The sequence below is a fragment of the Amycolatopsis sp. WQ 127309 genome, assembly GCF_023023025.1.
Lineage (GTDB): Bacteria > Actinomycetota > Actinomycetes > Mycobacteriales > Pseudonocardiaceae > Amycolatopsis.
Genome location: NZ_CP095481.1, coordinates 5,393,133 through 5,406,299 on the forward strand (window position 1 = coordinate 5,393,133; position 13,167 = coordinate 5,406,299).

Below are 13,167 nucleotides of genomic sequence, written 5' to 3' on the forward strand. Positions count from 1 at the left end.
GCGGGTGATGGTGTCCAAGGCGATAAGCGTGCGGAACTTGTCGGTGGGGTGAGCAACAATGCTGCTTGTGCCCCGACTCGGCTCCGGAATCCCGCTCGTCGCCCGTACCCACGAGATGCGGCGGCTCCGCGCCGCCTTCGCCCGGGCCGACCGGGGCGAAGCCGGCGCGGCGCTGCTCTCGGGGGACGCCGGGGTCGGCAAGACCCGGCTGCTGACCGCGCTCGCCGAGCACGTCGCCGCGTGCGGTGCGCTGGTGCTCACCGGCCGCTGCATCGACGTCCGCGAAGGCGGTCTTCCTTATCTTCCCTTCGCCGAGGCGCTCGCCCCGCTCGGCACCGCGACGGACCCGGCGATCGCCGCCGCCGTGCGGGCCCGGCCCGCGCTCGGCCGGCTGCTGCCGCAGGGCCAGGGTCTCGAGGAGCCCCGGGCGGCCGAGCACGCCCCGATGACCTCGAACGACCGCGAGACGATGGTGCGTCCCCGGCCGGAGCAGGATCTCGGTCAGCTGCAGTTGTTCGACGCGGTACTGGGGGTGCTGACCGAGATCGCCGAGTCCCGGCCGGTGGTGATCCTGCTGGAAGACCTCCACTGGGCCGACGCCTCGACCCGCAACCTGCTGTCGTTCCTGCTCAGCAGGTTGCGCGCGCAACGGCTCCTGGTCGTGGGCAGCTACCGCGAGGAGGACGTCCACCGGCGCCACCCGCTGCGCGGCCTCCTCGCGGAGCTGTTCCGGCTCGCCACCGTCGAGCGCGTCGACCTGCAGCCGTTCGGCACCGCCGACGCGCGCACGTTCGTCGAGGCGCTGGCCGACGAGCCGCTGCCGGCGGACGTCGTCGCCGACATCGTCAGCCGCTCCGAGGGCAACCCGTTCTTCGCCGAGGAGCTGCTGGCCACCAAGACCGAGTGCAACGACCTGCCCGCGGGCCTGGCCGAAGTACTGCTCTCCCGGTTGGAGCGGCTCTCGCCGGACGCCCGCCGCGTCGTGCGCGTCGTGTCGGTCGCGAACGAGCCGGTGATGCACGCGGCCCTCGCCGAGATCTCCGCGCTCGGCGAGCTGGAGCTGGACGAGGCGCTGCGCGAGGCCGTCCAGCACCACGTGCTGGTGGTGATGCCGGACGGCGCCTACTGGTTCCGGCACGCGTTGCTGCAGGAAGCGGTGTACGGCGACCTGCTGCCGGGGGAGCGCTCGCGCACGCACGCGGCGTACGCGGCGCGGATCTTGTCGCGGCCGCAGGGCCGCGGGCACGACGCGAAGCTGGCCTACCACTCGATGCAGAGCAGCGATCTCGTCACCGCGCTGCCGGCGTTGCTGCGCGCGATGGACGAGGCCGAGAAGCTGGGTGCGCCCGGGTCGGCGCTGCGGCACGTCGAGCAGGCACTGTCCATCTGGGACGCCGTCCCGGCCGCCGACCGGCCCGAGGGGTTCGACGAGCTGCGGCTGCTGCACGAGGCGTCGTACTTCGCGGGCACGTCCGGCGAGCCCGAGCGGGCCGCCGCGTTCGCCCGCTCGGCCACCCAGGCCCTGACCGCCGACAGCCCGGCCGACAGCGCGGCGAAGACGTGGCGGCGGCTGGCGGAAGCGCTGCTGGCGCTGGAAGGCACGCTCGACGAGGCCGTCGCGGCGATCGACCGCGCGTGGGACCTGGTCAAGGACACCGAACCGAGCGGCACCCGCGCGTGGGTGCTGGCCAGCCGGGCCGGGTTCCTGCGGCTGCTCGACCAGCCGGACGCGGCGCTGGACAGCGCGCTCACCGCGGTCGCCGACGCGCGGGAGGTCGACGCGGCCGGGGCGGAGGCGTCGGCGCTGGTCACCCTGGGCACGCTGGCCGACTCGGCGGGCGATGCCGCGGAGGCGCGCGAACGGTTGCGCCAGGCCGAGCGCAAGGCGCGTGACTCCGGGGCGCTGAACACCGAGATCCGCGCGACCTACTTCCTCGCGCTGAGCCACGACGACCAGGCCGAGTTCGCCGAGGCGCTCGGACACGCCTCACGCGGGTTCGCCCGGGCCGAGGAGTCCGGGCTCAGCTGGAGCGTCTACGGCCTGGAGCTGCGGGCGCGGCAGATGACCCTGCGGTACCTGATGGGCGACTGGCCGGACGAGAGCGCCGGGCGGGCCGGGCGCGGGGTGTCCGGCGCGGTCGCCGCGCGGATCCTCGCCATCTGGTCGCTGTTCGTCGTCGCCCGCGGCCGGTTCGACGAGGCCGCGAAGCTCGTCGCCGGGCTGCGGCAGCACTGGACGGCGGACATGCAGATCCCGCTGTCCGCCGGGGACGCCGGCATCGAGCTGGCCTACTGGCGTGGTGACCACCGAGCCGCGGTGAAGCAGGCGGAGGACCTCATCGGCTGGCTCGAACGGATCGAACCCGGTCTGCTGCCCGGCATCCGGGTGGCCGCGCTCGGCACGACCACCGCGGCCGCGCTGGCCGCCGAGGCCCGGATCCGGGGTGACGCGGCGGCCGTCGACGCCGCGCTGGCGGCGGGGGAGCGGATGCTGGCGCACGGCCGGATGTGCGCGATCGTCGGGCAGCCGCGCTCGGGGACGCTCGGGCCGGAAGGCCGGGCCTGGCTGGCCCGGCTGGAAGCGGCGGCGTCCGGCCTGAGCGGCAAGGGCGACCCGGAGAAGTGGGCGGCCGCGGCGGCCGCGTTCGGCTACGGCGCGGTGTACGAACAGGCGATCTGCCGCCGGCACGAGGCGGAAGCCCTGCTGCTGGCCGACGACGTCGACCAGGCCCGGGCCGCCCTGGAGGCGGCCCACGCGGTGGCGACCCGGCTGGGCGCGATCCCGTTGCGGGACGCCGTCCGCGACCTCGCGCACCGCGCGCGGGTGGACCTGGCGGGCGTCGAACCGGCGGCCCCGGCCCGCGCGGTCGTCGACCCGCTGACCGACCGCGAGCGCGACGTCCTCGAGCGCGTGGCCCTGGGCCGCACGAACCGCCAGGTCGGCGAAGAGCTGTACATCAGCGAGAAGACGGTCAGCGTCCACCTGTCCCGGGTGATGGCGAAACTCGGCGCGAGCCGCCGCGCGGAAGCAGTGGCGATCGCCTACGACCGAGGCCTGCTCACAGCCCCGACAGCAGGCCAAAACGCGTAACTCGCGTGATTGAAGCCGGAACTCGCGTGATCGGGGCCGTCACGGCTTCAATCACGCGAGTTACGGCCCGGATCACGCGAGATCCGGCCCGGATCACGCGAGTTACGGGTCAGCGGGGGAGGCGGCGGAGGGCTTTCAGGCCCAGCGTCATGCCGCGGGACCACAGGGAACCCGAGACGCCGCGCGGCGGGCGCAGGGCCAGGCCGCGCTGCAGCGCGATCGACTGGGACTCCGTGTACTTCAGCAGGCCTTCGGCGCCGTTGCGGCGGCCGACGCCCGAGTCCTTCATGCCGCCCATCGGGACGCCGACGCTGCCGAACGTCGCCGCGTAGCCCTCGTTGACGTTCACCGTGCCCGCCTTGAGGCGGGCCGCGACCTCCCAGCCGGCGTGGCCGTTGCGCGACCAGACGCTGGCGTTGAGCCCGAACGGCGTGTCGTTGGCGCGGTCGATGGCCTCGGTGACGTCGGTGTAGCCGTAGATCGAGACGACCGGCCCGAACGTCTCCGCCGCGAACGGCACCATCTCCGCGGTGACGCCCGAAAGCACGGTCGGCTCGTAGAACAGCGGCCCGAGGTCGGGCCGGGCGCGGCCGCCGGTGAGCACGGACGCGCCCTTGGCGCGGGCGTCCTCGACGTGCGCGGTCACCGTCTCGAGCTGGTCTTCCGACGTCAGGGAGCCCATCTGGGCCTGGTAGTCCAGCGCGCCGCCGAGCTTCAGCGCGGCCGTGCGGGCCACGAACGCGCGGGTGAACTCCTCGCGGATCGACTCGTGGACGTAGATCCGCTCGACCGACACGCACAGCTGCCCGGCCGAGGAGAAGCACGCGGTCACCGCGCCCGTCGCGGCCTTCGCGACGTCGGCGTCGGGCAGCACGATCATCGGGTTCTTGCCGCCGAGCTCGAGCGAGTACGACGTCAGCCGCTTCGCCACCTGCCCGGCCAGCTCCTTGCCGGTCGGCGTGGACCCGGTGAAGCACAGGTAGTCCGACTCCTCGACCAGCGCGGTGCCGATCTTCGAGCCGCGGCCGAGCACGATCTGCCAGGTCCCGGCCGGCAGCCCGGCCTCCTCGGCGAGCTCGTGCAGCCACAGCGCGGAAAGCGCGGTCTGGTTGTCCGGCTTCTGCACGACGGCGTTGCCGGCCGCGAGCGCCGGGAAGACGTCCATCGCGGTCAGCGCGAGCGGGTAGTTCCACGGCGAGATGACGCCGACGACGCCCTTGGGGTGCCGCAGCTCACCGGCGCGGGTCAGGCCGGGGATGACGCCGGCGACGCGGCGCGGGGCGAGGATCTTCGCGGCGTGCTTGCCGTAGTAGGCCGCGACCAGCGCGGTCGCGCTCACCTCGTCGAACGCGTCGAGCCGGGCCTTGCCCGCTTCGACCTGGACCAGGTCGAGGACCTCGTCCTGCCGCGCGAGCACCAGGTCGTGCAGCTTGGTCAGCACCCGGGCGCGCTCGGCGGGGGAGTGCTCCGCCCACGCCCGCTGCGCGGTCCGCGCGGCGGTGAACACGGCGCGGGCGTCGGCGTCGGTGGCCTGGGGCAGGGTCGCGATCGGCTGCCCGGTGAAGGGCGCGGTCATCCGGATCGGGGCCGAGTCCGCGCCGCCGGCCACCCGGGCGACGAGCTGGGCCGCCCGGGCCGCGGCCGGCGCACCGGCGACCCCGCCGGCGGTCGGCGGGAGCGCGGTGTCGTGGACCGGGTTCGCGGGGGTCGTGCTGGTCATGACGTCTCCGTTCCGCGCGGCGACGCGCAGGGGTTACCGACGAGTACAGCATACCGTCGGTACGTCGGCTGTCCAGCTCGATGTGAATCTATTTCATGTTTTGGGCGGGTTCAGCGGCGGGAGCTGGTAGGTCGGCTCGGTCGTCGGCGCCGCCGGTGGCTCGTCCGGATGCGGCTGGGCCTGCGTCGCCTCGTAACCGTCGGCGGGCTGCTGTGACGACAATGGCTGAGCCGGGAGCGGCTGTGACGACGGGAACGGCTGTGACGACGGGAACGGCTGTGCTGGAAACGGCTGTGACGGCGGGCCCTGGGTGGCGAACGGCTGGGACGGCGGCCCCTGCGCGGGGAACGGCTGGGACTGCGGGCCTTGTCCGGGGAACGCCTGCTGCTGCGGGCCGCCGTAAGGCTGCTGGCCCGGGTACGGCGACGACCCCGGGTAGCCGCCGGACTGCTGCGGCCCGGCCGGGTACGGCCGCGACTGCTGCTGCGGGTAGCCCGGTCCGCCGTGCAGGTTCGCCGGCGGACCGGCGGGTGCCGTCGCGCGCCGGCCGGCCAGCAGGGCGAACGCCAGCACGACCACCGCGAGCGCTCCGCCGCCGAGCAGCAGCCAGAACCCGGTCCCGGTCGTGTAGTGCGACTTGATCGAGTCGTCGTCGGATTCGTAGCTCAAGGTCGCCGAGACGTCCATGCCGAGCATCCAGACCGCCGCGGCCACGCCCGCGCCGCCGACGAGCAACGCCGTCCGCGCGCCCGTCCGCGTGCCGGGGCTCGCCGACCGGCGGACGCCGAGCAGGGCCAGCACGGCGCCGGCCAGCAGCACCACCGCGCCGACGGAGAGCGGGATGCCGTAGTGCGCGACGTGGGTGCTCTCGTAGAACTTCTGCGCGTCGGGGCTGGGCTCGATGTCGAAGGAGCGCGACCACGCGCTGATCGTCTGGCTGCTCTCGGTCTTGCCGCTGACGATCTGCTCGAACGTCGTCTGCGGCAGGAACGACCCGACCAGCACGAGGATCGCGGCGAGCGCGCCGAACAACCCGGCGATCAGCCGGAAGAGCGCGCCGGGATCGGCTGACGGTGACGCCGACGGCGGCCGCGGCGGCTGCATCTGTGGTGGGCCGTACGGGTACGGCTGCTGAGGGTGGGGCGGCGGCGCGCTGGGGGTCATCGATTCTCCCTCTTTCCGGCGATTGGACCACGAATCGGCCTGCGGGATAAGGGGTCAGGTGACACTGGTGCGCCGCGCTGGTCAGCTCGGCGCAGTGGTGGCGTCCTGGTAGAGCAGGACGGCGATCCGCTTCCACTCCTCCAGGAGCTGGCGGCGCCGCTTCGGGTCGCCGCCGAGCTCGGCGTCCAGCGCCAGCCCGCGGGTCAGGTTCACGGTGAGCCAGAACAGCATTTCCGCGCGTTCGGGCGGGAGCTCGCCGGCGACCTGGGTGACGTGTTCGAGCGTGGCGCGCCCGAGTGCGCGGTCGACCGGGCGGATGGCGGCGCGCAGCTCGGGGTCGGTCCGGGCGGCGACCCACAGCTCGGTGACGGCGGTCGAGAGCGTGCCGGAGTAGCCGGTCCAGAGCAGGTCGATCGCGGCGGCGACGCCGGTGCCGCCGCTGGGCAGCCGGTCGAGCGACGCCGCGAGCTGGCTCCGCAGCCGGTTCGTGAGGTGTTCGACGGCGGCCGCCATCAGCTCGGCCTTCGCGGTGAAGTGGTGCTGCACCGCACCTTTCGACACGCCCGCGCGGGCGCAGATCTCCTGGACCGACGTGCGCGCGTACCCGAGGTCCACCAGGCAGTCGATGGTGGCGTCGAGCAGCGCCGTGCGGGTCTGCTCCCGCCGCTGCGCCTGGGTGCGGTGACCCGTCTCGGTCACTCCGGCCTCCCCTGCTTTACCTACCGGGCTGAACGGATGTACATTCCGAAGAGAACTTACATGCTGACCGTCATGTTTTCCAGCACTCGTCCCGCAGGAGGGTCCCCGTGCCGCTGAAACTCCCGAAGAGCTCCTGGAGCACGACCGAGCTCGAAGACCTCCGCGAGCTCTCGCGGTCGTTCATGCAGAAGGAGCTCGTCCCGAACCAGGAGCGTTGGGCGGCGGAGAAGAAGGTCGACCGCGAGCTGTGGAACAAGGCGGGCGAGGTCGGCCTGCTCTGCCTGTCCATCCCCGAGGAGTACGGCGGTGGCGGCGGCACGTTCGCGCACGAGGCCGTGCTCTACGAGGAGCAGGCCCGCTCCGGCGACAGCGCGTGGGGCGTGACCGTCCACAACGGAATCGTCGCGCACTACCTGAGCGCGTACGGCTCCGAGGAGAAGAAGCGCGAGTGGCTGCCGAAGATGGCCAGTGGCGAGCTGGTCGGCGCGATCGCGATGACCGAACCGGGCACCGGCTCGGACCTGCAGGGCATCAAGACCCGCGCGGTGCGCGACGGTGACCACTACGTCATCAACGGCGCGAAGACCTTCATCACCAACGGTTTCCACGCCGACCTCGTCGTCGTCGCGGTGAAGACCGACCCGGACGCGGGCGCCCAGGGCGTCTCGCTGATCGCTGTCGAGACCGACACCCCGGGCTTCCGCCGCGGCCGGGTGCTCGACAAGGTCGGGCTCAAGGGCCAGGACACCGCCGAGCTGTTCTTCGACGACGTCCGCGTGCCTGCGGCCAACCTGCTCGGCGACGCCGAGGGCCAGGGCTTCATCCAGCTGATGCTGCAGCTGCCGCAGGAACGGCTGATCATCGCCGTCACGGCCGTGGCCGGGCTGGAGGCGGCGGTCGACCTCACGCTCGAGTACACGAAGGAACGCGCGGCGTTCGGCCGGCCCATCTTCTCCTTCCAGAACACCAAGTTCAAGCTCGCGGAGGCCGCGACCGAGGCCGCCGTCGCGCGGGCGTTCCTCGACCAGTGCGTCGAACGGCACCTCAAGGGCGAGCTCGACGTCCAGGGTGCGGCGATGGCGAAGCTGTGGACCACCGAGCGGGTCAACAAGGTGGTCGACGACTGCGTGCAGCTCTTCGGCGGCTACGGCTACATGTCCGAGTACCCGATCGCGCGCGCCTGGGCCGACGTCCGGATCTCCCGGATCTTCGGCGGCACCAGCGAGATCATGAAGGAAATCATCTCCCGCTCGCTCTGAAGGGAATCCAGCCATGAAAGCAGGTCCGCTCAGCGGCCTGAAGGTGGTCGAGCTGGCCGGGCTCGCGCCCGGGCCGTTCGCCACGATGATCCTCGCCGACCTCGGCGCCGACGTCGTCCGGGTGGACCGCGCGACGCCGGGGGAGGACGTGCTCGGCCTGCCGGTCGACCCGCTGGCCCGCGGCCGCCGGACGATCGGCGTCAACACCAAGACGCCCGAAGGCGTCGAGCTGGTGCTGAAGCTGTGCGACACCGCCGACGTCCTCATCGAGGGCTTCCGCCCGGGCGTCGCCGAGCGGATCGGGCTGGGCCCGGACGTCGTGCACGCCCGCAACCCGCGGCTGGTCTACGGCCGGATGACCGGCTGGGGCCAGGACGGCCCGCTGGCGACGGCGGCCGGCCACGACATCAACTACATCGGCATCTCCGGCGCGCTCGAACCGATCGGGCGGGCGGGGGAGCGGCCGGTGCCGCCGCTCAACCTCGTCGGCGACTTCGGCGGCGGCGGGCTGCTGCTGGCGATGGGCGTCCTCGCCGCGCTGTACGAGCGGAACACCTCCGGCGAGGGCCAGGTCGTGGACGCGTCCATGGTCGACGGCGCCGCGCTGCTCACCACGAGCCTGCACGGCATGGCCGCGGCCGGGCTCTGGGGCGGCGGGCGCGGCGACAACATGCTCGACGGCGGCGCCCCGTTCTACGACACCTACGAGACCGCGGACGGCAAGTACGTCGCCGTCGGCGCGATCGAGATGCGGTTCTGGGGCGACCTGGTCAAGGTCCTCGACCTCGACCCGGCGGAACTGCCGCTGCACGTGGACAAGACGCAGTGGCCGAAGCTGCGCGAGATCGTCGCGGAGGCGATCGGCAAGCACACGCGTGACGACCTCGTCGCCCGCGCGGACGGCACCGACGCCTGCCTGACGCCGGTGCTGTCGCCGCAGGAGGCGGCGAGCCACCCGCACAACGCGGCCCGCGGCACGTTCGTCGAGATCGGCGGCCTGGTCCAGCCGGCCCCGGCGCCGCGCTTCGGCCGGACCCCGCCGGAAACGCCGGAAGCCCCGCGCACCAAGGGATCCGACACCGAAGCGGTGCTGGCCGAGCTGGGCGTCACGGACCTCGGGGCGCTCCGGGAGGCCGGGGCGATCGCCTAGTCTCGCGCGAGATCGGAGCGGACGACCGAGTAGATGACGTTGTCGCGCCACCGGCCGTCTCGGAAGCCGTAGCCGCGAAGGACTCCTTCGCGCGTGAAGCCGGCCTTCTCGAGCGCCCGCTGTTCGGCGCGGTTGTCGACCTCGGTCGTCGCTTCGACGCGGTTGAGCTGCGTGTGCGCGAAGAGGTACTCGACGAGCAGGCGCTGGGCCTCCGTGCCGTGGCCGTGGCCGCGCGCCTCGGGGACCAGCACCAGCCCGATGCTCCAGCAGTACGACGTCGGCCCGCTGCGGCTGCGGTGCCAGGAGACCAGGCCCAGCAGGCGCCCGCCGAGCGTGGGCACCAGCATGCCGGTCTCGACGCTCAGCATCCCGGTCTCCCGCCACCGGCGGCGCAGGTAACCCGGGTCGTGCCAGCCGAACCACTGGTGCGCGCCCGCCGCGACCGGGTCGTTGGTCAGCTGCTCGAGCCGGTCGAGGTCGGACTCCGCGACCGGCCGGAGCACGACTCTGCTGACGTCGTCGTCCATCCGCCGACCCTATCGGCCGATCGACCGGATTCGCCGCGACAGCCCGGGTTCCACCCGGTGGAGGCACGGCTCGTCACAGAGCGGGTATCAGCTCAGCCGAAGCTGCCGTGGCGGCCCGCGCCGCCGCTGAACTTGGCCGCGCCGTCGACCGCCTCGGCGGCGAGGACGCCGGTGCCCATCGCGGCGCCGAACTCCGCGGCCAGCGCGTCTTCCCCGGACAGGCCCCACTGCGCCAGCGCCGACGCGCGGTCGCCGCGCAGGCAGGCCTGCGGGAACCCGGCGAGCTGCCGGGCCAGCTCCTGCGCCGCCGGCACCGCCTCGCCCGCGGGGACCAGCCGGTTCGCCAGGCCGATGGCCAGCGCTTCGGTGGCGTCGACCGGCCGTCCGGTCAGGATCAGGTCCATCGCCCGGGACTGGCCGATCAGCCGCGGCAGCCGCACGGTGCCGCCGTCGATCAGCGGGACGCCCCAGCGGCGGCAGAAGACCCCGAACACCGCGGTGGCGTCGGCGACCCGCAGGTCGCACCACAGCGCCAGCTCCAGGCCGCCCGCGACGGCGTGCCCGTGGACGGCCGCGATCACCGGCTTGCCGAGCGTCATCCGGGTCGGGCCCATCGGGCCGTCCCCGTCCGGGTGGGTGCGGTTCATTCGATCGGTGTCGATGGCCTTGAGGTCGGCGCCGGCGCAGAACGCGCCGCCCGCGCCGGTCAGCACCGCGACGGCGGCCTCGGAATCGGCGTCGAACGCGCGGAAGGCGTCGGCCAGCCCGGCCGCGGTGGGGCCGTCGACGGCGTTGCGGGCGGCGGGCCGGTCGATGGTGATCGTCGTCACGGCGCCGTCCCGCTCGACCAGCACGTTCCGCGTCATCGGGGCTCCCTGGGGTTGATCGGGGTGTCTTCCGGGCAAGCCTCTCCTAGAGTAGGGACCCTGCCACTCCCGGACGGGTTGGCGAGCCGGGGAGGAAGCACATGTCGAGCGGCGTGAAGAAGATCCTCGTCGTGGGTGTGGTCGCGCTCGTGCTCTTCTTCCTCATCACCCAGCCCACCCAGTCCGCCGACTTCGTGCACCGCGTGCTCGGGTGGCTGAAGGACGGCGCCGAAGCGATCGTCACCTTCTTCCGGACGCTTTTTTCCTGACCCTGGGCCAGTCCCGTGAACCGGCGCCGCAATCGGGTGCGCCGGTGGTCACCGCGCGTGTCATCGGCCGGTAAATCACTCAGCGTCACGAATCCCAGATTTCGGGCTCTACGCTCGACCATCCGGGTGGATTGCGACTGAAAACGCGCAGGTCGGCGAATTCGTGCCTGCCGGGGTCTGGCGAAGGAGACCACCCCGGCCCTACGGTGCTCACATTGCGTGATCAGGTGGTTCTCCGAACCCCTCGGGAACCCCGGTACGCAGGCAGTTTCCACTCAGCAAGGTGCACTTGGTGCTTGCGGCGCAGCCGCGTGGGACAGGTGTCAGGACCTGTCCGTCGGGGACCTATGAGGAGGCAGGGATGACCGGAGATCCCGGAGTGGACGCGTTGATCCGGCAGTGGGCCGCCGAGCGCGAGCAGACCCCCGAGGAGCAGGAGGTCGACCGCATCGCTTCCGCGTGGCTGGCCGACGCCCCCGCGCAGGCCCCGGGCATCCCCGGCCAGCGCGCCCGGTCGGGTTCCGCCCGCTGGGCCCAGGTCGAAGCGGCCGACCCCGGTTACCTCGACGCGATGCGCCGCAGGCTGCCGGAAGTGCCCGAAGAGCTCCTCACCGCCGCCGCGGGCTGGTGGCAGATGGTCGGCGGCGTCGCCGAGGCCGAGGAGTGGTGGGACGCCGGCATCAGCCCGCTCGACCAGCGGGCCCTCGACTACCGCGCGGCGGGACTCTCGCCGTCGGACCTCAGCCGTCGCCTCGGCCCGATGACCGTCCTGCAGCACCTGCGCCGCGGCAGCGCCCCGGCCTGGTGCGTGGCGCGGCTCGCGCGTCAGCAGAAGTCCGCCTGACCGTGAAGTCCGCCTGACGGGCGGACTTCACTCGGCCGGGTGAACCGGTGTGGTGAGACGATCTCGGCGACCCGCGTAACGCTAACCTGCGCGGGCTCGTTGACTGATCGTCGACAACCACACCGGAGGACCGGAGTTTCGTGCGCACGAGTACCGGAAAGACCGAGGACGACCCGATCGACTCCGTCGACGAGCCCGCCCCCGCTGCCCCGGCACCGCGCTCCGCGGGCGTCGCCGTCCTCACCCGGCTGATCGTGGTCTTCGTCGTGCTGGCCGTCGCCGGTGGCGGCGTCTGGCTCGTCACCCGCGCGTCGACGCCCGAAGCGGGCCCGACCACCACCGAGATCCCCGCCCTGCAGGTCAAGGCGGCCGACGTCCGCCCGGGGTCGGTCGTCCCGGCCGGCGGCGCCGTCGCGGGCGGGGCCGACCCGCAGACGCCGCCGCAGCAGCAGGCCCAGTCCCGCAGCGCCACCGGCCCGGCGACGCTCTCGCAGTGGGCGGGCCAGGTCGCCGCGGCCAGCGGCGTCCCGGCGCGGGCGCTGACCGCCTACGGCAACGCCGAGCTGGCGATGCGCGCGAACCAGCCGAACTGCAAGATCTCGTGGGCGACGCTCGCCGGCATCGGCCGGATCGAGTCGAACCACGGCCAGTACGCCGGCGCCGTGCTCGGCGCGGACGGCCGGCCGTCGAAGCCGATCATCGGCGTCCCGCTCGACGGCTCGTCCGGCGTCCAGGCCATCGGCGACACCGACGGCGGCCGCTACGACGGCGACGCGGGGGTCGACCGCGCGGTCGGGCCGATGCAGTTCATCCCCGGCACGTGGCGCAAGTGGGCGTCCGACGGCAACGGCGACGGCCTCGGCGACCCGCAGCAGATCGACGACGCCGCCCTCGCCGCGGCCCGCTACCTGTGCGCGGGCGGCCGTGACATGCAGAGCCCGTCGGGCTGGTGGGCGGGCATCCTGTCGTACAACAACTCGACCGAGTACGCGCAGAAGGTGTTCGGCCTGGCCGACGGCTACGCGAAGGCCGCCCAGTCGGTGCGCAAGCAAGGCTAGCCCCGATCAACGCTGAGCCCACGGGCCGGTAAAGGGCCGCCGACCTGCGCTGAGAGCCCGGCCACCCCGGGCGCGGTCGATCGCCGCCCCTCAGCCGGCCAGTGCTAGCTTGGGCCTCGTGCCAGCATCCCCTCCGCCGGCGGGGTCCCCCTGGGGCCGCCGGCTCGCGATCGTCGCGACGTGCCTGGTGAGCCTGCTGATCTGCTGCGGCCTCGCCTGGTGGCAGTGGGACCGGTTCACCTCGGCGAACGGCACCTTCCAGAACCTCGGTTACGTCCTGCAGTGGCCGCTGTTCGGGCTGTTCCCGGCCTTCATGTTCTGGCGGATCCGGCAGCTGCGGCAGAAGGCCGCGGCCGAACCGGCGCCGGAACCGGCCCCCGTCGCCGAAGTGCCCGCCCCTCGCTCTCGCCCCGTCGTGCCGACGTCGGTGGACAACGAGGACGAGGAGCTGGCCGCGTACAACCGTTACCTGCGCGAGCTGAACGCCCGCGACCAGCAGGCCGCAGAGTGAGGCCGCAAA

12 protein-coding genes are annotated in these 13,167 nt (G+C 73.1%); 7 read left to right on the forward strand and 5 right to left on the reverse strand.

Going from position 1 to position 13,167, the window contains the following annotated elements; genetic code table 11:
• Window positions 1-58: 58 nt before the first annotated feature.
• Entirely contained in the window at window positions 59-3,091 is a 3,033-nt protein-coding gene (locus MUY22_RS25500) for a LuxR family transcriptional regulator (RefSeq protein WP_247063271.1), read from the forward strand.
• A 109-nt stretch (window positions 3,092-3,200) separates the two neighbouring features.
• Here MUY22_RS25500 and MUY22_RS25505 read toward each other — a convergent pair whose 3' ends face one another.
• The 3 genes from MUY22_RS25505 to MUY22_RS25515 all read right to left on the reverse strand — a co-directional run bounded on the left by MUY22_RS25505 (window position 3,201) and on the right by MUY22_RS25515 (window position 6,674).
• Window positions 3,201-4,811 (reverse strand): succinic semialdehyde dehydrogenase, encoded by a 1,611-nt coding sequence (locus MUY22_RS25505; protein ID WP_247063273.1) that lies wholly within the window; start codon window positions 4,809-4,811, stop codon window positions 3,201-3,203.
• Window positions 4,812-4,904: 93 nt separating this feature from the next.
• Complete coding sequence (locus MUY22_RS25510; protein WP_247063275.1) at window positions 4,905-5,975, reverse strand: hypothetical protein; 1,071 nt, start codon at window positions 5,973-5,975, stop codon at window positions 4,905-4,907.
• Window positions 5,976-6,056: 81 nt separating this feature from the next.
• Window positions 6,057-6,674: a TetR/AcrR family transcriptional regulator gene (locus MUY22_RS25515; RefSeq protein WP_247063276.1), complete on the reverse strand. Its 618-nt coding sequence runs from the start codon at window positions 6,672-6,674 to the stop codon at window positions 6,057-6,059.
• A gap of 107 nt (window positions 6,675-6,781) precedes the next feature.
• On the opposite strand from MUY22_RS25515, the gene MUY22_RS25520 reads away from it, so the two are divergent.
• Together MUY22_RS25520 and MUY22_RS25525 are read left to right on the forward strand one after the other, a co-directional pair.
• The gene (locus MUY22_RS25520; RefSeq protein ID WP_247063277.1) at window positions 6,782-7,933 is read left to right on the forward strand and encodes an acyl-CoA dehydrogenase family protein; all 1,152 of its coding nucleotides are present in this window, start codon (window positions 6,782-6,784) and stop codon (window positions 7,931-7,933) included.
• 13 nt (window positions 7,934-7,946) lie between these two features.
• Entirely contained in the window at window positions 7,947-9,083 is a 1,137-nt protein-coding gene (locus MUY22_RS25525) for a CaiB/BaiF CoA-transferase family protein (RefSeq protein WP_247063278.1), read from the forward strand.
• On the opposite strand, the gene MUY22_RS25530 is transcribed toward MUY22_RS25525, so the two are convergent.
• Both MUY22_RS25530 and MUY22_RS25535 read right to left on the reverse strand, forming a co-directional pair.
• On the reverse strand, window positions 9,080-9,610 hold the full coding sequence (locus MUY22_RS25530; RefSeq protein ID WP_247063279.1) for a GNAT family N-acetyltransferase: 531 nt from the start codon (window positions 9,608-9,610) through the stop codon (window positions 9,080-9,082). The genes MUY22_RS25525 and MUY22_RS25530 overlap by 4 nt on opposite strands.
• A 92-nt stretch (window positions 9,611-9,702) precedes the next feature.
• On the reverse strand, window positions 9,703-10,476 hold the full coding sequence (locus MUY22_RS25535) for a crotonase/enoyl-CoA hydratase family protein (RefSeq protein WP_247063284.1): 774 nt from the start codon (window positions 10,474-10,476) through the stop codon (window positions 9,703-9,705).
• Between the two features lie 101 nt (window positions 10,477-10,577).
• Here MUY22_RS25535 and MUY22_RS25540 point away from each other — a divergent pair, with 101 nt between their 5' ends.
• The 4 genes from MUY22_RS25540 to MUY22_RS25555 all read left to right on the forward strand — a co-directional run bounded on the left by MUY22_RS25540 (window position 10,578) and on the right by MUY22_RS25555 (window position 13,158).
• A complete protein-coding gene (locus MUY22_RS25540) occupies window positions 10,578-10,745 on the forward strand; it encodes a hypothetical protein (RefSeq protein ID WP_247063286.1) in 168 nt (55 codons plus the stop codon).
• A 361-nt stretch (window positions 10,746-11,106) separates the two neighbouring features.
• Window positions 11,107-11,589 carry a helix-turn-helix transcriptional regulator gene (locus MUY22_RS25545; RefSeq protein WP_247063287.1) on the forward strand — a complete coding sequence of 161 codons (483 nt, stop codon included), beginning with the start codon at window positions 11,107-11,109 and terminating at the stop codon, window positions 11,587-11,589.
• A 140-nt stretch (window positions 11,590-11,729) separates the two neighbouring features.
• On the forward strand, window positions 11,730-12,647 hold the full coding sequence (locus MUY22_RS25550) for a lytic transglycosylase domain-containing protein (RefSeq protein ID WP_247063288.1): 918 nt from the start codon (window positions 11,730-11,732) through the stop codon (window positions 12,645-12,647).
• Window positions 12,648-12,765: 118 nt separating this feature from the next.
• Complete coding sequence (locus MUY22_RS25555) at window positions 12,766-13,158, forward strand: hypothetical protein (RefSeq protein ID WP_371827642.1); 393 nt, start codon at window positions 12,766-12,768, stop codon at window positions 13,156-13,158.
• The last annotated feature ends 9 nt before the right edge of the window (window positions 13,159-13,167 follow it).

Bases quoted from the DNA above. Each gene is read 5' to 3' on its own strand.
- MUY22_RS25500 (WP_247063271.1), top strand. From the start codon at position 59: ATGCTGCTTGTGCCCCGACTCGGCTCCGGAATCCCGCTCGTCGCCCGT.
- MUY22_RS25505 (WP_247063273.1), bottom strand. From the start codon at position 4,811: ATGACCAGCACGACCCCCGCGAACCCGGTCCACGACACCGCGCTCCCG.
- MUY22_RS25510 (WP_247063275.1), bottom strand. From the start codon at position 5,975: ATGACCCCCAGCGCGCCGCCGCCCCACCCTCAGCAGCCGTACCCGTAC.
- MUY22_RS25525 (WP_247063278.1), top strand. From the start codon at position 7,947: ATGAAAGCAGGTCCGCTCAGCGGCCTGAAGGTGGTCGAGCTGGCCGGG.
- MUY22_RS25530 (WP_247063279.1), bottom strand. From the start codon at position 9,610: ATGGACGACGACGTCAGCAGAGTCGTGCTCCGGCCGGTCGCGGAGTCC.
- MUY22_RS25535 (WP_247063284.1), bottom strand. From the start codon at position 10,476: ATGACGCGGAACGTGCTGGTCGAGCGGGACGGCGCCGTGACGACGATC.
- MUY22_RS25540 (WP_247063286.1), top strand. From the start codon at position 10,578: ATGTCGAGCGGCGTGAAGAAGATCCTCGTCGTGGGTGTGGTCGCGCTC.
- MUY22_RS25545 (WP_247063287.1), top strand. From the start codon at position 11,107: ATGACCGGAGATCCCGGAGTGGACGCGTTGATCCGGCAGTGGGCCGCC.